Genomic DNA, 17,112 nt, shown 5'->3' with positions numbered 1-17,112 from the left:
TCAAATGTCCGTTTCAACCAAGCCGCTCGCCCTGCGCGTCGATGCGTGGCCCTATGAGAGCAGGAATCTTGTCGAAGTAGTGCGAGGACACGCTGCACGCACGCCCCAAAGCCATCCGTTCACGTTCATCGATTATTCGGGTCCGAAACCGGTGGACATGCCGATCGACCATGAGACGCTCGACCTCCGCGCGAGGCAGATCGCCGCTCTGTTGCAGGCGCGCGGCAAGCCGGGCGACAGGGTGCTGCTGCTTTATCCCGCCGGTCTCGATTATCTGTGCGCACTTTTCGGTTGCCTGTACGCCGGGATGGTGGCCGTGCCGGCTTATCCGCCGCTCAATCCGCGCTTGCGCGACCGGCTCGCGGCCGTTGCGGAAGATTGCGCGGCAACCGCGGCGCTGACCACCCGTCTCACGCTCGAAGAACTCGGCGACGAGACCGAACTGCTGCCACCGCTTGCACGGCTGCGCTGGCTTGCGACCGATGCCGGACTCGACTCGCTCGAAATGTCGTGGCGCGAACCGCGATCCGACCGCGACGCGCTTGCGATCCTCCAGTACACCTCGGGATCGACGGGTACGCCCAAAGGCGTCATGGTGACGCACGGCAACTTGTTGCACAACGTGCGGGCCATCGCCCTTCACTTGCAGTTTCGCCCTGACGATCACCATCTGACGTGGTTGCCGCCTTATCACGACATGGGGTTGATGGGTGCGTTACTCGGGTCGTATTGCGCGGGCGTCCCGGTCAGTTTCATGGCGCCTGCGGCCTTCTTGCGCCGGCCCGATCGATGGCTCAGGGAGATTTCCAGGCGGCGCTGCACTGTCAGCGGCGCGCCCAATTTCGCGTATGAACTCTGTGTCCAAAAGATAGCGGACGACGATCTGAATGCGCTCGACCTGTCGAGTTGGGCGCTCGCGTATTCGGGCGCCGAGCCGGTGCGGGCCGCTACGCTCGATCGATTTTCGCGGCGCTTCGGCGGCGTCGGCTTCCCGCGTGAGGCGTTTTACCCATGCTACGGCATGGCCGAGACGACGCTGTTCGTGACAGGCAAGCGAAGAGACGAGGCGCCACGGACCTTGTTGATCGACGAAGCCGCGTATTCACACGATCTGCGCGCAGTATCGCCCGGTGATACCGCGCCTGCGCTCCCGATGGTCAGTTGCGGCGACGTGGCGGAGGGCTTCGATCTGGTCATCGTCGACCCGGATACCGGGCTCGCGCTAACCGATAACCGTGTCGGAGAAATCCTGGTCGCCGGTCCTTCGGTCGCGGCGGGTTACTGGCGGCGCGAAGCGGACACGGTCGCGGCCTTCCATGCCTGCGTGAGCGGTCGCGACGCGCAATACCTTCGCACCGGCGACCTTGGGTTCCTGCGCGACGGGGAACTGTACGTGAGCGGGCGTCTTAAAGACCTGATCATCGTTCGCGGCGTCAATCACTATCCGCACGATATCGAACGCACGGTCGATCTCTGCCATGAAGCTATCCGCCCGTCGTGTGGAATCGCGTTTTCGGTCACCGTCGGCGACGAAGAGCAACTCGTGTTCGTGCAGGAGATCGGCAAACGCGAGGACGAACGCGCGGCTGAAATTTTCGCCCGCATGCGCGAGGCGATCTACGCGCGGCACGGCGTGCTGCCGGGTGCGCTCGTGCTGATCGAGAGCGGCACGATTCCCAAGACGACGAGCGGCAAGCTCGCGCGCCGGCCTTGCCGGTCGAGCTTTCTCGAAGGAAGGCTCGCTGTAATCGCCCAATGGAAAAACCCCGCCCTGCGCGAAACCGCGCCCGCTGAATCGGCGCGTCCGCTTGAGCCGTACGCTTGAGCCGTCCGCTTGAACCGTCCGCCTGAACCGTCCCGCAATTTCCGGAGTTCATCATGTCAAGTTCCAACATTCGCTACTCCCGTGACGCCATCGCGGAGTCGTCCGTGGCGTCGTTCCTGCCGTCGTTCGATCCGCTCATTCCGCATCCGGAACACGTCAACAATCCGTACCGCGTCTACGCGGAACTGCGCGCCAATGCGCCGATGTACCGGTCGCCGCACGGTGTGTGGATCGCGAGCGGGCATCGCGAAGTGGCATACATGCTGAAGGACGCGCATTTCGGACGAGGCTACTTTTACTTCGAGAACATGGCCGAGCGGCTCGGTCCTGCGATTCTCGATCAGCCGGTCTATTCGTCCGCCCGCAACATGATGGTCATGAAGGACGGCGACGAGCATCTCCGGTTGCGCAGTCTCGTTGCGCGCGCCTTCTCGCATAAGCGTGTCGATGAGATGCGGCCCTTCGTGCAATCGGTGATGAACGAACTTATCGATGCGGCGCTCAAGAAGGCGTCGTTCGATGTCATGCTCGATCTCGCCTTTCCGCTTCCAAGCGCGGTCATCTGTCAGATGATCGGCGTGCCGAAAGAAGACTGGCCGAAATTCCGCCAGCGCACGGCCAATGGTTCGCGCGCGCTCGAACCCGCGCCGCTGAGTCCGATCGAACTGTTCGAGCAGAACCAGGCGGTCGAGCAGTCGCGCGATTACTTCGAGTGGCTGATCGATTTACGGCGACGCGAACCGGGCGACGATCTCACGTCGCTTCTGATCGCGAGCGAAGCGGAAGGGCGGCTGACCCGGCCCGAGACCATCGACAACCTGCGGATGATGTTCGTGGCAGGCCAGGAGACCACGGTCAACACGATCGGTAATGGCCTGCTTGCGCTGTATCGGCATCCGGATCAACTCCGCGCGCTGAAGAAAGACCGCGCGCTGTTGCCCGATGCGGTGACCGAGATGGTGCGCTACGACTCTGCCGTTCAGATGACGCCGCGTCAGGCGCGTTGCGACGTCGACGTGGGCGGCGCCGCCATCAAGGCTGGCGAAACGATTCTCTGCATCGTGGCGTCTGCGAATCGCGATTCCGAAGCGTGGCCCGAGGCAGATCGCTTCGATATCACGCGAAGGAACAGCTATCCGCTGTCGTTCGGGGGTGGCCCGCACTTTTGTCTCGGCGCGCAACTGGCCGAAGTCGAAACGGCCGTGGCGCTCGAAACGATGTTCGACCGCTTGCCGAATCTGAAGCCTGCTATCGACGATCCCCAACGGCTGCCCGGCACGGTCGTGTTTCGCGGCTTGCGTTCGCTGCCCGCGACCGCGTGACACGGAGCCATCGAAAATGATCCGGAAATCATTGACTGGACTGATCGCCGCGCTCGTTGTGTTCATTTTGCCGGCCTACCTGTTTCAGCCGGGCGCACTCGCCTTCTCGAAACTTTGGGTGATGGTGGGCGCAGGTCTGCTGGCGTCGATCACGCAGCCCGCCTACAACCCGCTCGACCGCGATGCGCCGCCCGAAGATCGCGGCACCGCGAGGCAACTCGTCTGGACCGTCTATCTGACGCTGCTCGCTGGCGTAGCGGAGTGTGTCGTCTGGCGCTATCCGGCCAGCATGGGCTGGGATGTGCTGGCGACCGGCGCGATCTGCACGGCCTTCGCCGGCGCTCTGCTGCGCGCCTGGGCGGTGGCGAAACTCGGTCGCTTCTTCACCTGGCACGTGCGCGTGCAGAGCGGGCAGCAGGTGATTTCGACAGGACCCTACGCTCTCGTGCGCCACCCGAGCTACACGGGCGCGTGGCTGCTCTACGTCGGCATGCTCCTCGCCATGCATGCACCCGTCGCCGCCACGCTGGCGGGCGTGCTGCTGATCGTGGCATTCGTGCGGCGCATCCGTTACGAGGAAGGTCTGATGTTGCAGACGTTCGGCGATCAATACGAAATCTACTGCCGGCGTGTCAAGCGGTTCGTTCCGCTCGTCTGGTAAATCCCCAATCCAAAAGTGAGCTTTCCATGTTGACTCTCCACCATTCGCCGTTTTCAGTCGCCTCGCAAAAGGTGTGCATCACGCTCGCGGAAAAGCATCTTGGCTGGAACGACCATATCGTCGATCTGCTGGCCGGCGAGCATTGTCTCGAAACCTTCCGGCATCTGAATCCGCGTGCCGAGGTGCCGGTGCTCGAACACGACGGACAGGTATTCGCCGAGTCGTGGCCGATCTGCGAGTACATCGACGAGACCGTGCCGCAGTTCCCGCTCATGCCCGCATCCGCCATCGATCGCCATACTGCGCGGCTGTGGAATCAGTGCGTCGAGCGGGACCTGCACCACGCGTCGGGCATGCTCACCTATGCGGTATTCGCGCGGCCGATGCTCAACGAGCAGCCGCCAGAAATCCTGCGCGCCCTGTTGCAGGCCATTCCCGATCCCGCCGTCCGCGCATGGCGTTCGAGCGTCCTTGAAAACGGCCTCGACGCGCCGGAGATTGCCGATTGCATCGAACGGCATCGCGGCTTTTTTCAGCGCATGGAATCGCATCTGGTGGATTCCCACGCGTGGCTTGCCGGCCCTGCTTTCAGCCTCGCGGATATCGCCGTGCTGCCGTACGTGATGCGCGCGGAGCACCTGGGCCTCGGCGACCTCATGACGTTCGAGGGCACGCCGCACTTGCGCTCGTGGTACCTGCGCATGCTGACGCGTCCGTCGATGCAGCCGGCGCTGGTCCGCTATGTCGACGCCACAACCCAGAACCTCCTGACGAGCCTCTCGGCTGCGGCGCATCCCACGCTCAGCCGATTGATCGCGCAGACCGCCTGACGGGGGAACGATGGACCAGAAGAACCTGTTCGAGACGCCTGCCACCTACCGCTTGCTTCGGCTTGAAAACCTGGCCGGGCTGGCGATCTGCATCGGCCTGCTGGTGATGCATCGCGATGCTGTCCGATGGCCTGTGTTCGTGCTGCTGTTCGCCTACATCGACGTCATCGGATACTTTCCCGGCGCAATAGCGTTCCGGCGCGCGCGGGGCCGGCCGCTGAGCCCGGCTTACTACGTGCTGTACAACACGATGCATAGCCCGCTGTGCGCGGTGCTGGTGGCGGCCTTGTGGACGTGGTTCGTGCGGCCCGAGTGGGCGCTTCTCGCGATCCCGATTCATTTGTTCGGCGACCGCTCGCTCTTCGGCAACTTCCTCAAGCCGTTCGGCGTGAGCTTCGAGCCCGCAGCCGACCCGGAATTCGCGCGGTTCCGGGCGAACTATCTGCGTTCGTCGCGGGTAACGGGAGGGCAGGATGCGTCGTGATGCCGGGCGGACCGAACTCGCGAACCCGGCCAGCGACGATGTTTTCCGCGTCCTGCGCGCGTATGCCGATCATCCGTCGGCGCTTCTCGCGATCAACCGCGACACCTTGCGCTTCAGCGCGGACGGGATCGAAGGTTTCATCGCGTACCGGCCGGCGGGTCGCCGCCATCTCGTGATGGTCGCGGGCATCACGGCGGCGGCGGGACAGGCCGACGCATTGCTCGACCTCTTTCTTGCCTGGGCGGCCAGCGAGCGCAGGCAAGTCGTGGCGGTGCAGATGCTGCGCGACGATGCCGAACGGTTCGCCCGCCGCGGCTTTCGCGTCAATCAGATCGGCGCGTCATACGGCGTCACGCTCGCGAAATTCGGTCTCGCGGGTACGCGTTTCATCAAGCTGCGCAACAAGATATCGCGTGCGCGCCGCAGCGGGATCGACGTGGCGGAACTCGGCACGGATGTCGCGCTCGATCCCGGCGTCCGCGACGCGATCGAGGCGATCGACCGTCAGTGGCTTAAGGAAAAGGGCACGCACGAACTCGAATTCCTTGTCGGCGAGACGGGCGAACTCGATGCGCTCGACCGTTCGCTGAGACGAATTTTCGTCGCCTTGCGGGAGCGCGTTCCGGTGGCCTACATCCTCTATACCGCGAGTTTCGGCCGTTATGCAGGCTGGATGCACGACCTGAGCCGCCGGATGCCGGATGCGCCGGCTGGCGTCATGGAGTTGATCAACAGCCGCGCGATCGAGATTTTCAAGGCCGAAGGCGCGCCGATGCTGAACTTCGGCTTCACGCCGCTGACGTCGCTCGCGCCCGAGCACGAACTGCCGGGTTCATGGCATCGCATGACAGCGTGGGGCTTCGCGCAACTGGCGGCGCACGGCAGCTTCATCTATCCGGCAGAAACGCAGTTGCAGTACAAGATGAAGTGGGTGCCCGATGTCGTCTTGCCCGAGTACGTCGCGTTTCAGCCCGGCGGGACGTTAAGCGGGCTGTGGCAGTTTCTTCGGTTGACGCGCTCTATCTGAATGATGCCCGTCATGCTTCAGTTCATCTCATGTAGTTCGGTATCCAAAGCGATGCAGCCATCGACAATATGGCTTCCCGTTCCCGTCGACGAGCCATGTCCGCCCCCACACGAGCCTGTTCGTTGCGATGTGGCGGTCATCGGCGGAGGGCTCGCGGGTTTGTCGACGGCGATTCACCTCAGGAAGATATCGCCGCGGCTCGACGTCGTGTTGTTCGAAGCGGGACGCATCGGATACGGCGCGAGCGGGCTGAATTCGGGGCAATGTGCGCCACGGATGGGTCCGGCGATCGACGCTCAAATACGCTCGCTCGGCGAAGACGCGGCGCGGCTTGCGTACCAATATTCGCTCGATGCGGTGGATTTCGGCGCGAAGTTAGCGAGCGAGCACGGGATCGATTGCGATCTGGATTCGTGCGGTCAGTGGCAGGTTGCGCTGAGGGAGCGCGACGCGCGCAAGCTCGAAAGACACGCCGAAGCATACCGGTCGCTCGGGTTTAACGTGCCGCTCGTCAGTACGAGCGACGCACGGGCAGCTCTGCCGGATTCCAGCCGCATATTCAACGCGCTGACGTTCCCGGCCTCGTTGCTGAATCCCGGGCGTCTCTGTATCGGATTGAAGCGCACGGCACTGAATCTTGGTGTGCGCGTCTTCGAGCATGCCCGCGTGACTCGTTTTGACCGGCGCGGCGGCGCTTTCGAGGTGGATTCCGTTCGGGCGAGCGCGTCGCGAGTCGTGCTGGCGGTAGACGGGCGCGTCGGGCAACTCGGGCTTTTCCGTCACGCTGTCATTCCGGTCTCGGCTTGCGCCGCAGTGACGCGCGTGCTCACCCCGGATGAGCGCGCGGCCATTGGGTGGCGTCAGGGTCAGGGACTGTTCGATGCCCGCCCAGCCTTCAATTTCCTGCGTCCGTTGCCCGATGGCAGGCTGCTGATCGGCGGAAGCTACCGTTATGGGCGAAACGCTCTGACCGAAAGAGACCTGCTTTTGGCCGGCCGGAATCTCATTGAACAACTGAGGATTTTTCTGCCGACGCTGCATGCAGTGACCGCTGACGCGGTCTGGCAAGGCAAGTTCGGATGCACGCTCGACGAGTGGCCGATCGTCGGGCCGCTCGACGACGAGCACCGCCACTGGCATATCGGTGCGTCGAACGGTCATGGTGTCGCGCTTTCGCTTGCGATGGGCCGGGATCTCGCGGGCATGTTGACGGGGATCGTTCCGCTGCCGCCCCGACCCTGGATTCGGCGCCACGCGCCGGGCTTGCCCGAACCTTTGACACGCATTTTTCTTCCGCTGTACCTCGCGTGGCTTGAACGCGCGAGCCGACTGACCTCTTGAGTAAGGACAACACTATTATGTTCATGAACGATTCGCGCTCGATACTGGAACGATATGCACCCGGCCTCGACGCCGAACTCGCGCGACAGGGCTTGACGGCAATGGAGTCGAAAGACCCTCTGGCGCTGAAGGCGCTCATTCGGCAACACCGGCTGCCGCGGCTTTGGGTGCCCGAGGCTTTCGGCGGAGAGGGCATCTCGCCGTATGAGGGGATCCGCATTCAGCGCGCGATTGGCGCGCGCGCGCCTTCGATGGCGCTGATGTTGACCATGCACAACTTCACGGTCAGCTTTTGCAGTCCGCTAGCCCCATTCGTGCCGTCGTGCGCCCAGATGCTGCGTAACGTCGCGATGGACGGAATGCTCGTCGCCTCGGCGTTCGCCGAAGGCCGCCGTGGCGCGGGTATCCTCGACTCCACCGTCTACCTCACGCCCGATGGAGAGGGCTTCCGGCTCAATGGCCGCAAAAAGCCATGCACGATGGCGCACAGCATGGACATCATCACGGTCGGCGTCGCGCTGCAAGGCGCCGGCTCGGTGAAACACACCGGGCTGGCGATCCTGCCTGCACAGCAGCAAGGGGTGTCGCGGCGGGAATTCTGGCGCATCCCTCTGCTCGCCGCCGCCGATAACCACGAGTTGTGCTTCGACAACGTGCGCGTCACGTCCGACCAGTTGCTGCTGGCCTCTGAGGACGACCGCGAGACGGCCGAGCTCGTCGCGAGCGCGGAGGTGCAGGGCATGGGCTGGTTCGAGATCGTCGCGACGGCGAGCTATCTCGGTGTGGCGAGCGCCATGGCGGAGCGTGTAGTGCGCGACGAGCGCGTCGATCCGGGCGAGCGCGCGGCACTCGGCGGCGAGATCGAATGCGCGCAGGCCGCGCTCGACGGCGCCGTTCACATGATGGAGACATCGCCGCCCGACCAGGGGCTCCTTGCGCGCGTGCTCATGGTCCGTTTCGCGGTTCAACGCGTCATCGCGCGATGCGCGATGCAGGCAGCCGAACTCGCGGGCGGCCTCGCGTTCATCGAGAACGCCGAGATGATGACGTTACTTGCCGGAAGCCGATGCCTCGCGTTCCATCCGATGAGCCGCAAGGCCGCCGAACCGATGCTGGCGGACTGGCTGAAAGGCTGAAAGCGACGATGCGAAGCCGGACGCGTCCTAAAAGGTCGTCACTCCGTTTCAAGCAGACGCCCGTTGCGGAGAACCGTGGCGGAGCGTCGCCCACATTGACAGAGGGAACATGAATAGCCTGATCGCAGCGTCGCTCATCATCGTCGGCGCGATTCATCTTTTGCCGGTGTCGGGCGTGCTCGGCGCGGCGCAACTGGCGCGGCTCTACGGCATCGCGGCGGACGAGCCCAATGTGCAGATTTTGTTGCGTCATCGTGCCGTGTTGTTCGGCATGCTAGGCGCGTTTCTCGTTTATTCGGCGTTCACCCCTGCGTTTCGTACGCTGGCGTTCGTCGCGGCTTTTATCAGCCTGAGTTCGTTTATCTGGCTTGCGCGCGCAGGCGGCCAAAACAACGCGGAGATCGCGCGGGTGGTCAGCGTGGATATCGTTGCGCTTTCGATACTCGCCACGGGCGCGGCGATTTTGTGGTGGCAAAACGTTTCCGGGTGAACGGTATTACGCGGCGGGCGCGCACTAGCCGCATGACGAAAGGCCGTCGATTCTCGACTGGCGAATATGCCGTTATTCGGTTTCAAGTATCGTCCGCCGATTGCGCCGATCGCTCGATCTTCAACGGCGACCTACTCTCGAACGAGCGTGCGTTATTACACACTTTTCCGAGGATGCCGGTTCAGGCGCGCGTCGTGCTTACAGTCACCCATTCACCACGAAACGGAGTCGCGCCATGAACGATCAAGCACCGGAATCCGCCGTTCCCACGCCGCCGAAGCAAACGCCCGACGATCCCAATACCGCCGATCGTCGCCTGACCGACGAGCAAAAGGACGGGGCGAGCGAACCCGCGCCGCCCGATCGCGGGCGCGATCTGCCGAAGCCGCCCGATCCGGCCGAAGTTGGCGAGGCCGGTTAATTCCGGTTGACGCCTCACCGGTCACTTCTTGTCGAATTCGACCAGCTTCGTGTCCTTCGTATCCGCGACGAAGATCGCGAGGAGCTTGGCCGGTTCCGTGTCGCTCGCGTTCTCGCTGACCGTGTGATGCACGCCCGGATTCTCGGTCCAGTGCTCGCCCGCGTGGTACACGTGCGCCTCGCCGCCGTTGATGCCGCTGCGGATCGCGCCCGACAGTACGTAGCCGATCACGAACGACTGGCCGTGCCGATGCGGTATCGATTTGCCCGCCGGCGGATAGTCGACCACCAGCGCCGTGATGGTCTTGCCCGGAACGTTGGGCAAGGCTTCCGCGAACGCGGGCGCGATGGATTCCCTGACCGGTGTTGCGTCGGCCGCGTGCGCGGCTTGCGGCGCGGCAGCGAGCGAAATTGCGGTCACGGCAAAAGCGGCTGCGATCTTGACTGCGATGACGGAACGGACGTTCATGGTGAAGCTCCCTAAAATTAGTAAAACGAAATTAACAGCGCGAAGGTTTCGAAACGCATAACGTCGCGTGCTACGAGACCGCGTCTTCTTCGCGTCGATCCAGCGCGTATTCGCCGCTCCACTGACTCGCCACTGCCGCGAGATCGCGATGCGCGCGGTCGAGCGCATCGGCGCGCGCTTGCTGATCCGAGAACTGCAACGGCTGCGCATCGACGAAGGTCGGATGCTCGACGCCGATAAAACCGAAGGCCGCCTTGAGCGAAGGCGTCAACGCGTCCATCGAGGCGAACGGTGTGCCGGGCCGCAGATCCGCGCCGCGACTGGTGATGAACAGCACCTTCTGGCGTCCGAGTTGCCCGACTATGCGCCCGTCCGCGGTATTCACGTAAGTGAGGTCGGTACGCGTGATGTTATCGATGAAAGCCTTGAACGCGGAAGGCATCGACCAGTTGTACATCGGCATGGCGAAGACGAGCGCGTCGGCATCGAGCAGCCGGCGGCACAATGCGTCCGACCCGGCGAGCGTCGCCTTCATCGCGGGCGTGCGTTCCTGCGCCGGCGTGTAGGTCGCGATGGCGAACGCCTCGGTCACGTGCGGCGGGGTATCGACCGTGACGTCGAGATAATCGATCTCGACGGGCACGCCTTCATCGCGCAGCCGTTCGATAAAAAACCGGCTCAGCGCGCGGGAATTCGATCGCTCGCGCTTCGCGCTCGCATCGACATGCAACACCTTCATGTGCTTCTCCTTCAGTGATTAGCGAAGTTCGCCGCGACGGCGCGACGAACGATGATCGAGCCACTTCACCACTTGTTTGCCGTACGCGGCCGGCGCTTTGTCGGCGGTTCGGGTGGCGAGATCGTGCAAACTTTGAGCCGCGAGCGCTTCGTTCATGCGCTTTTCGGCAGAGAGCATGACCGCGTGAATCGAGCAGGTACCGCGCGTGGCCCACGCGGGCGGCGTCTCGTCGAACACGGCACAGTTCGCGCGAATCTCGCGGCACTCGAACAGCGCTTTTTCACCGTCGATTGCATTGACCACGTCCAGCACGCTGATTGCGCTCGCCGGGCGGGCGAGCTTGAAACCGCCGCGCACGCCTTCGGTCGCGACGACGATTCCGGCGCGCGATAACTTGGTGAACAACTTGGCGACATACTCGGCGGGAACGCCCTGCAACTCGGCGAGATCCTTGGCGCTGGCCTCGCGGGAAGTGTCCGCTGGCGTGGCGAGATGCAGCAGGCAGTGCAGCCCGTATTCGACGCCCGCGCTGATGTGTGCCATTTCTTTAACTCCGACTCGATGTATCGTAGTTCGGAATTTAAAGGATTTTTGGACGACGCGCAAGTGCCCGTTTTTTAAGCAATGCATTTCGCGCGCGGAATCGATGGGTCATCGCGCCCAAACGTGTGACGTTTGTCGGCGGATTTTATTGGGAAGTAAAAGAAAGGCGCGACGGTCCGTCAATGCCGGCGATAAGCCGAGATGGCGGTCGCGGCTAGCAAAGAATGTGAAGCGGCCAGCGATCCGCGCGCAAACACGGGCGCGCGGCGTGGACGCAGATCCGTCGCGCGGACGGATCTGCAGCGAGACGAAATAACCCGATCGGGCTCAGACGCTCAGCGCCTGCTTTTCGGCGTGCTTTTCGGCATCTTCCCGTTTGAACGCTTCGATATCCCGATAGCGTGCGCCGGGGTGGCTCGCCGGCAAAAGCGGCCCGTCGCCGAAGAGCTTTTCGCGTAAAGTCCCGGCCGCATATTGCGTGCGATACACACCGCGCCGCTGGAGTTCGGGGACGAGATACGCGACGATATCCTCGAAGGTTTCGTGCGCGACCGCATAGGCGAGGTTGAAGCCGTCTGCGCCGGTCTCCTCGATCCACGTCTGCAGAATATCGGCCACGGTCTCAGCCGAACCGACGAACACCGGTCCCATTCCGCCGATCCCGCCCCACGCCGCCAACTCTTCGATCGTCCAGGATTTCGCGCCGCCGGCAAGATGCTCGATAGCCGAGACGATCGCGTTGGTCTCGACTTTTTTGACGAGATCGGTCGGCGCGTACTGGCCGAAATCCACCCCGGTCCAGCCGGACATGAAGACAAGCGACCCGTCGTAAGACGTGTAGCGCCGATACTCCTCGAACTTCGCCTGCGCCTTCGCGTCGGTTTCATCGACGATAACGGTGACGAGGTTATAGATCAGCAGCTTCGATGAATCGCGGCCCGCTTCGTCGGCCTGGCGCCGCACGTCGCTCACATACGATTTCAATATCTCGCGCGTCGGCGCCGCGACGAACACGCATTCGGCATGTTGCGCGGCGAAGCGCTTGCCCGAGCCGGAGGCACCCGCCTGATACAACACCGGCGTGCGTTGCGGCGAAGGCTCGCACAGGTGATAGCCGGGGACGTCGAAGTATTTCCCTCGATGGCCGATCTCATGCACTTTCTCCGGACGCGTGAAGACACGATTGGTTCGGTCGCGCACCACGGCATCGGCTTCCCAGCTTCCTTCGAAAAGCTTGTACAGCACCTCGATATATTCGGCGGCGACATCGTATCGGTCCGCGTGCTTGCGCAAGCCCGACTCGCTGATGTTCATCGCGCCGCTTTCCAGATACGAAGTCACGATGTTCCAGCCGACGCGTCCTTTGGTGTGGTGATCGGCCGTCGATAAGCGGCGCGCGAATGTGTACGGATGCTCGAACGTCGTCGAGGCGGTAATGCCGATGCCCAGATGCTCCGTCACCATCGCGATGGGCGCGGCGAGTTGCAGCGGGTCGTTCACCGGTATCTGCGCCGCCTGATGGAGCGCGTGGTAGTTGCTGCCGCGATAAACGTCGTAATAGCCGATCACGTCCGCGATGAAAATGCCGTCGAAGAAACCGCGCTCCAGAATCTTTGCCAGATCGGTCCAGTATTCGAGGTCTTTGTACTGTGACGACCGGTCGCGCGGATGCGACCACAAACCGGGCGACTGATGGCCGACGCAATTCATCTCGAACGCGTTGAAGTGAATGGTTTTACTCATGGTCAAGGTCCCGTCGCGCAATGCTGTTTCGATTGCCACGCAATTTAGCCGTTCGTCGCGCGCGCCGCTCCAAGGTTTTCAGCTTTGCATATTCGTTTTCGTTACGCAGCGGCCTGTCGCTGAAACTGCGATTCCGACGTTGCATCGACATGGAGCGCAGGAACCCTGCGTCTGTGATATTCAAACGAAAATTCGTTCTTTGCGCGCGCTTCTGCATCTCCGTATAACGCACTGTCGGCCTTTAACCCGCGTGTGAATCGAGAGGATGGTGAGCGATGGAAATTCGTTTCGGCGAAGGACGGGTTCGATGAGCGTGCCCGCGCCTGTCCTTGTCGCACGCTCGGTGTCCAAGCGTTTCGGACCGACCGTCGCGCTCGACCGTTTCGATCTCTCCATCCACCGTGGCGAAGTCGTCGCGCTGATGGGCGCGAACGGCGCAGGAAAATCGACCATCGTGAAGATTCTGAGCGGCGTCTATCGCGGGGATTCGGGCACGCTCACGCTCGACGGCGAACCGTATTCGCCCGGCGCGCCGCAGGACGCCAAGGCGCGCGGCGTGGCGACCATGCATCAGATCGTGGCGGACGCGGTCGTGCCCACGCTTTCGGTTGCCGACAATCTTCTGCTCGACCGTTTCAGCAGTCCGTCCTCGCGCTGGCTCGTGACGCCCGCGATGCGCTACAGGGAAGCGCACGCGATGTGTGCGCGTATCGGGCTCGATATCGACGTGCGCGCGCCGCTGGCAAGCGTATCGTTCGCCACGCGGCAACTGATTACGCTTGCACGCGTGCTCGCCACGCAACCGTCGCTACTCATTCTCGACGAGCCGACGGCCAGTCTCTCCGCCAGCGAAGCAGAGCGTCTTTTCACGGCACTGGATACGTTGCGCGCGGAAGGTGTCGCGATGCTGCTGGTCTCGCATCGGCTGGGCGATCTCAAGCGCATGGCGGACCGCGTGGTCGTGATTCGCGACGGAAAACGCGTCGCCGATCTCGCGCCGCCAGTGAATTTCGACGCGGCGATCGAAACGATGATCGGCCGTGCATTGCCCGCGCATCGCGAAGCCGGCGCGCCGGCTTCGAAGCAAGCGGAGCAGGGCTTCGACGCACGCGATCTGCGCCTCTTCGACGACAGCCCGCCGATCAATTTTTCTGCGGGATGCGGCGAGATCGTCGCGATCACGGGACCGGTGGGCGGCGGCAAATCGCGCCTTGCGCGCACGCTCTATGGCGTCGAGCGGGCCGCGTCCGGAACGATGACATTGAACGGCGCAAGGTGGCGTCCACGCTCGGCGGCGGCTTCGGTGCGCGCGGGCGTGTTCCTCGCCGGCGAAGACCGTTGGGCCACATCGCTCTTTCCGGACAGCGTGCCGTTCGCATCGATCGAGGGCACGCTGAGCTTTCCATTTCTCTCGCGATGGTTCCGCGCCGGTCGCATCGATCGCGCACGCGAACGGCGCGCGGCGCGGGAATCGATCCGCCGCTTTTCGATCCGCTGCAATGGACCCGATGACCGGCTGATCAATTTGTCCGGCGGAAATCAGCAGAAGGTCGTGCTGGCGCGCTGGCACGCCGAACCGGCTCGCATGCTGCTGCTCGACGAGCCGTTTCAGGGCGTGGATGCGGGCGCGCGCGCTGAAATCGTCGATATGTTGCGGGCTAACGCAGCGGACCGCGTGACCGTGGTGTTCCTCAGCGATCTTGAAGAAGCACTCGAAGTTGCGGATCGCGTGCTGCATTTCGACCGTCTCGGTATCGATAACTCCAACGACATTGCCCTATGAAGACGCTCGCTACACCCAAAGAATTGCGCTTACCCTCGACAGGCCGCGCCAGTATCAGAAAGTCGCTCGAACGCGGCGGCATTCTGATCGTGCTCGTGCTGCTCTGCGCGGGTTTTACGTGGCGCGAACCGGCATTTCTGAGCGTCGCCAATCTCTTCAGCATCTTGCAGGCGACCGCGATCGTCGCTTTGCTCGGTGTCGGCGTGACGATCACGCTTGCGGTCGGCGGGTTCGATTTGTCGGTGGGAAGCACGGCGGCATCGGCGCAAATGGCGGCTGCTTACGTGCTGGTGGCGTGGCACGGCAGCACGCTCGCGGCGCTTGCCGCGTGTCTCGCGCTCGGCATCGGCGCGGGACTTCTGAACGGCTTGCTGATCACACGTCTGCGCGTACCCGATCAACTCGCGACACTCGGCACGCTCTTTCTTCTCGCGGGCTTGCAATTGATTCCGACCGGCGGCCGCTCGCTTGCCACCGGCACGATTCTGCCCGACGGCAGCGAGGCGGACGGTTCGTTTCCCGCCGCGTTCCTGGCGCTCGGCCGCGCGCGCTGGCTCGATTTGGTCCCCGCGCCCGTGATCGTGCTTGCGGTGGTGACGGTGCTTGCTTTCGCGGTCATGGAACTGACGCGCTGGGGCCGCGTGATCTATGCGACCGGCGGCAACGAGACGGCCGCGCGGCTCGCAGGCGCGCCGACCGCGCGGTACCGGACGGCGGCCTATGTCGCTTCCGGCGCGATCGCGGCGCTCGGCGGCGCGCTGATCGCGGCGCGTGTCGGCCGGGGCGATGTCGGCGCGGGACATTCGCTGCTGCTCGATGCCGTCGCGGCGTCGCTGATCGGCTATGCGGTGTGGGGCGTGAAGCGTCCGAGCGTGCTCGGCACGGTCGTGGGGGCGGTGTTCGTGGGCGTGCTGCTCAACGGTCTCACGATGCTCAATGCGCCTTACTACATGCAGGATTTCATCAAGGGCGCGTTGCTGGTCGGGGCGCTTGCGTTCACGTTCAGTATCGGCAAGACCGCGCCGCGATAGCGCCGCTCCATCACTACAACCGAGGAAACGCATGTCAGCACTCATCGAAAAACAAGCCGAGGCCGCGGCCGTGCGTCCCGACGCCCATGTGATCCGCGACGATGCCGAAGCCCTGAGCGTCGCGCATGAACTGGCCGAGAGACTCGCCCAAGACGCCAGCGTTCGCGATCGCGAACGGCGCTTGCCCTTCGAGGAAATCGACTGGTTCTCGCAGTCGGGACTTTGGGCGATCACCGTCCCGAAGGAGCACGGCGGCGCGGGCGTTACGTATCGAACGCTGGCGGAAGTCGTCAAGATCATCGCGGCGGCCGATCCCTCGCTCGCTCAGTTGCCTCAGAACCATCTCGGACTGGTGGACGTGATCGCACTGACCGGCAGCGAAGCGCAGAAGCGCTATTTCTTCGGCGAAATCGTGAAGGGCAAGCGCTTCGGCAACGGCTTCTCGGAGAAGGGCACGAAGAACGTGCTCGACCTGAGAACGCGTGTCACGCGGCACGGCGCGGACTATCTCGTGGAAGGCACGAAGTTTTATTCGACGGGCGCGCTGTTCGCGGACTACGTGCCGGTGCTCGGTCTCGATGACGACAAGAGAAGCTGGCTCGCCTATATTCCGAAGGACACAGCGGGCCTGCAGGTGATCGACGACTGGTCGGGTTTCGGGCAGCGCACCACGGCGAGCGGCACAGTCATCGCGAATCGCGTGAGTGTGCCCGCGTCGCATGTATTCCCCGCGTATCGCGTGTCCGATGTGCCGACGCTCAACGGTCCCATCTCGCAGATCATCCAGGCCGCGATCGACGCGGGCATCGCGCAGGCAGCTATCGCGGATACGCTGAAGTTCGTCCGCGAGCGGTCGCGTCCGTGGATCGACAGCGGCGTGGAGCGCGCGAGCGACGACCCGCTCGTCGTGCGGGAAATCGGCAATCTGCATATTCAGTTGCACGCGGCCGAGGCGTTGCTCGATCGTGCGGCGGCGACGCTCGACCGCATCGCGACGCAGAGCGAGCCGCCGAGCGAAGAGGACGTTGCAAAGGCGTCCGTCGCCGTCGGCGAAGCGAAAGTGCTCACCACCGAGATTGCGTTGCTCGCAAGCGAAAAGCTGTTCGAGCTTGCCGGAACGCAATCGACGCTTGCCGCGCACAACCTCGACCGCCACTGGCGCAACGCGCGCACGCATACGCTGCACGATCCGGTGCGCTGGAAATATCACCTCGTGGGGAATTACTACCTCAATGGCGTCAAGCCGGCTCGCCATCCCTGGAACTGAC

The 17,112-nt window shown here is 63.5% G+C and carries 17 protein-coding genes; 13 read left to right on the top strand and 4 right to left on the bottom strand.

The genetic code is table 11. The features are described from left to right. Positions 1–4 precede the first annotated feature (4 nt). The 10 genes from AC3D25_RS22065 to AC3D25_RS22020 all read left to right on the top strand — a co-directional run bounded on the left by AC3D25_RS22065 (position 5) and on the right by AC3D25_RS22020 (position 9,537). Entirely contained in the window at positions 5–1,825 is a 1,821-nt protein-coding gene (locus AC3D25_RS22065; RefSeq protein WP_488890607.1) for a fatty acyl-AMP ligase, read from the top strand. Positions 1,826–1,878: 53 nt separating this feature from the next. Further along, a complete protein-coding gene (locus tag AC3D25_RS22060; RefSeq protein ID WP_488890606.1) occupies positions 1,879–3,147 on the top strand; it encodes a cytochrome P450 in 1,269 nt (422 codons plus the stop codon). A 16-nt stretch (positions 3,148–3,163) separates the two neighbouring features. Beyond that, complete coding sequence (locus tag AC3D25_RS22055) at positions 3,164–3,808, top strand: methyltransferase family protein (RefSeq protein WP_488890605.1); 645 nt, start codon at positions 3,164–3,166, stop codon at positions 3,806–3,808. Between the two features lie 26 nt (positions 3,809–3,834). Further along, positions 3,835–4,638, top strand: a complete 804-nt coding sequence (locus AC3D25_RS22050) for a glutathione S-transferase family protein (protein WP_488890604.1) — start codon at positions 3,835–3,837, stop codon at positions 4,636–4,638. A gap of 10 nt (positions 4,639–4,648) precedes the next feature. Then, positions 4,649–5,122 (top strand): hypothetical protein, encoded by a 474-nt coding sequence (locus AC3D25_RS22045; protein WP_488890603.1) that lies wholly within the window; start codon positions 4,649–4,651, stop codon positions 5,120–5,122. Then, a complete protein-coding gene (locus tag AC3D25_RS22040) occupies positions 5,112–6,149 on the top strand; it encodes a DUF2156 domain-containing protein (RefSeq protein ID WP_488890602.1) in 1,038 nt (345 codons plus the stop codon). The genes AC3D25_RS22045 and AC3D25_RS22040 overlap by 11 nt, the downstream gene beginning before the upstream one ends. After that, positions 6,150–7,490, top strand: a complete 1,341-nt coding sequence (locus AC3D25_RS22035; protein WP_488890601.1) for an NAD(P)/FAD-dependent oxidoreductase — start codon at positions 6,150–6,152, stop codon at positions 7,488–7,490. Between the two features lie 17 nt (positions 7,491–7,507). After that, positions 7,508–8,626, top strand: coding sequence for an acyl-CoA dehydrogenase family protein (locus AC3D25_RS22030; RefSeq protein WP_488890600.1), 1,119 nt, complete (start codon positions 7,508–7,510; stop codon positions 8,624–8,626). Positions 8,627–8,735: 109 nt separating this feature from the next. Next, positions 8,736–9,116, top strand: coding sequence for a phosphopantetheine adenylyltransferase (locus AC3D25_RS22025; protein WP_488890599.1), 381 nt, complete (start codon positions 8,736–8,738; stop codon positions 9,114–9,116). 235 nt (positions 9,117–9,351) lie between these two features. Further along, entirely contained in the window at positions 9,352–9,537 is a 186-nt protein-coding gene (locus AC3D25_RS22020; RefSeq protein ID WP_488890598.1) for a hypothetical protein, read from the top strand. 21 nt (positions 9,538–9,558) lie between these two features. Here AC3D25_RS22020 and AC3D25_RS22015 read toward each other — a convergent pair whose 3' ends face one another. The 4 genes from AC3D25_RS22015 to AC3D25_RS22000 all read right to left on the bottom strand — a co-directional run bounded on the left by AC3D25_RS22015 (position 9,559) and on the right by AC3D25_RS22000 (position 13,030). Then, entirely contained in the window at positions 9,559–10,005 is a 447-nt protein-coding gene (locus AC3D25_RS22015) for a cupin domain-containing protein (RefSeq protein WP_488890597.1), read from the bottom strand. 70 nt (positions 10,006–10,075) lie between these two features. Further along, positions 10,076–10,744: an FMN-dependent NADH-azoreductase gene (locus tag AC3D25_RS22010; protein ID WP_488890596.1), complete on the bottom strand. Its 669-nt coding sequence runs from the start codon at positions 10,742–10,744 to the stop codon at positions 10,076–10,078. A gap of 18 nt (positions 10,745–10,762) precedes the next feature. Further along, a complete protein-coding gene (locus tag AC3D25_RS22005; RefSeq protein ID WP_488890595.1) occupies positions 10,763–11,287 on the bottom strand; it encodes an RrF2 family transcriptional regulator in 525 nt (174 codons plus the stop codon). A 327-nt stretch (positions 11,288–11,614) separates the two neighbouring features. After that, entirely contained in the window at positions 11,615–13,030 is a 1,416-nt protein-coding gene (locus AC3D25_RS22000) for an LLM class flavin-dependent oxidoreductase (RefSeq protein WP_488890594.1), read from the bottom strand. A gap of 307 nt (positions 13,031–13,337) precedes the next feature. On the opposite strand from AC3D25_RS22000, the gene AC3D25_RS21995 reads away from it, so the two are divergent. From AC3D25_RS21995 to AC3D25_RS21985, 3 genes are read left to right on the top strand one after another with little or no spacing between them, the layout of a single operon-like run. Further along, positions 13,338–14,813 carry a sugar ABC transporter ATP-binding protein gene (locus AC3D25_RS21995; RefSeq protein WP_488890593.1) on the top strand — a complete coding sequence of 492 codons (1,476 nt, stop codon included), beginning with the start codon at positions 13,338–13,340 and terminating at the stop codon, positions 14,811–14,813. Then, complete coding sequence (locus tag AC3D25_RS21990; protein WP_488890592.1) at positions 14,810–15,844, top strand: ABC transporter permease; 1,035 nt, start codon at positions 14,810–14,812, stop codon at positions 15,842–15,844. The genes AC3D25_RS21995 and AC3D25_RS21990 overlap by 4 nt, the downstream gene beginning before the upstream one ends. A gap of 31 nt (positions 15,845–15,875) precedes the next feature. Further along, complete coding sequence (locus tag AC3D25_RS21985) at positions 15,876–17,111, top strand: SfnB family sulfur acquisition oxidoreductase (RefSeq protein ID WP_488890591.1); 1,236 nt, start codon at positions 15,876–15,878, stop codon at positions 17,109–17,111. Position 17,112 lies beyond the last annotated feature (1 nt).

Source organism: Caballeronia sp. SL1002 (assembly GCF_057814995.1).
The sequence above is the reverse complement of the archived record's forward strand: the minus strand, read 5'-3'. Positions and strand labels throughout refer to the sequence as shown.

Excerpts from the sequence above, each read along its gene's own strand:
- AC3D25_RS22065 (WP_488890607.1), top strand. The coding sequence starts at position 5 with ATGTCCGTTTCAACCAAGCCGCTCGCCCTGCGCGTCGATGCGTGGCCC.
- AC3D25_RS22060 (WP_488890606.1), top strand. The coding sequence starts at position 1,879 with ATGTCAAGTTCCAACATTCGCTACTCCCGTGACGCCATCGCGGAGTCG.
- AC3D25_RS22055 (WP_488890605.1), top strand. The coding sequence starts at position 3,164 with ATGATCCGGAAATCATTGACTGGACTGATCGCCGCGCTCGTTGTGTTC.
- AC3D25_RS22050 (WP_488890604.1), top strand. The coding sequence starts at position 3,835 with ATGTTGACTCTCCACCATTCGCCGTTTTCAGTCGCCTCGCAAAAGGTG.
- AC3D25_RS22045 (WP_488890603.1), top strand. The coding sequence starts at position 4,649 with ATGGACCAGAAGAACCTGTTCGAGACGCCTGCCACCTACCGCTTGCTT.
- AC3D25_RS22040 (WP_488890602.1), top strand. The coding sequence starts at position 5,112 with ATGCGTCGTGATGCCGGGCGGACCGAACTCGCGAACCCGGCCAGCGAC.
- AC3D25_RS22035 (WP_488890601.1), top strand. The coding sequence starts at position 6,150 with ATGATGCCCGTCATGCTTCAGTTCATCTCATGTAGTTCGGTATCCAAA.
- AC3D25_RS22030 (WP_488890600.1), top strand. The coding sequence starts at position 7,508 with ATGTTCATGAACGATTCGCGCTCGATACTGGAACGATATGCACCCGGC.
- AC3D25_RS22025 (WP_488890599.1), top strand. The coding sequence starts at position 8,736 with ATGAATAGCCTGATCGCAGCGTCGCTCATCATCGTCGGCGCGATTCAT.
- AC3D25_RS22020 (WP_488890598.1), top strand. The coding sequence starts at position 9,352 with ATGAACGATCAAGCACCGGAATCCGCCGTTCCCACGCCGCCGAAGCAA.
- AC3D25_RS22015 (WP_488890597.1), bottom strand. The coding sequence starts at position 10,005 with ATGAACGTCCGTTCCGTCATCGCAGTCAAGATCGCAGCCGCTTTTGCC.
- AC3D25_RS22010 (WP_488890596.1), bottom strand. The coding sequence starts at position 10,744 with ATGAAGGTGTTGCATGTCGATGCGAGCGCGAAGCGCGAGCGATCGAAT.
- AC3D25_RS22005 (WP_488890595.1), bottom strand. The coding sequence starts at position 11,287 with ATGGCACACATCAGCGCGGGCGTCGAATACGGGCTGCACTGCCTGCTG.
- AC3D25_RS22000 (WP_488890594.1), bottom strand. The coding sequence starts at position 13,030 with ATGAGTAAAACCATTCACTTCAACGCGTTCGAGATGAATTGCGTCGGC.
- AC3D25_RS21995 (WP_488890593.1), top strand. The coding sequence starts at position 13,338 with ATGAGCGTGCCCGCGCCTGTCCTTGTCGCACGCTCGGTGTCCAAGCGT.
- AC3D25_RS21990 (WP_488890592.1), top strand. The coding sequence starts at position 14,810 with ATGAAGACGCTCGCTACACCCAAAGAATTGCGCTTACCCTCGACAGGC.
- AC3D25_RS21985 (WP_488890591.1), top strand. The coding sequence starts at position 15,876 with ATGTCAGCACTCATCGAAAAACAAGCCGAGGCCGCGGCCGTGCGTCCC.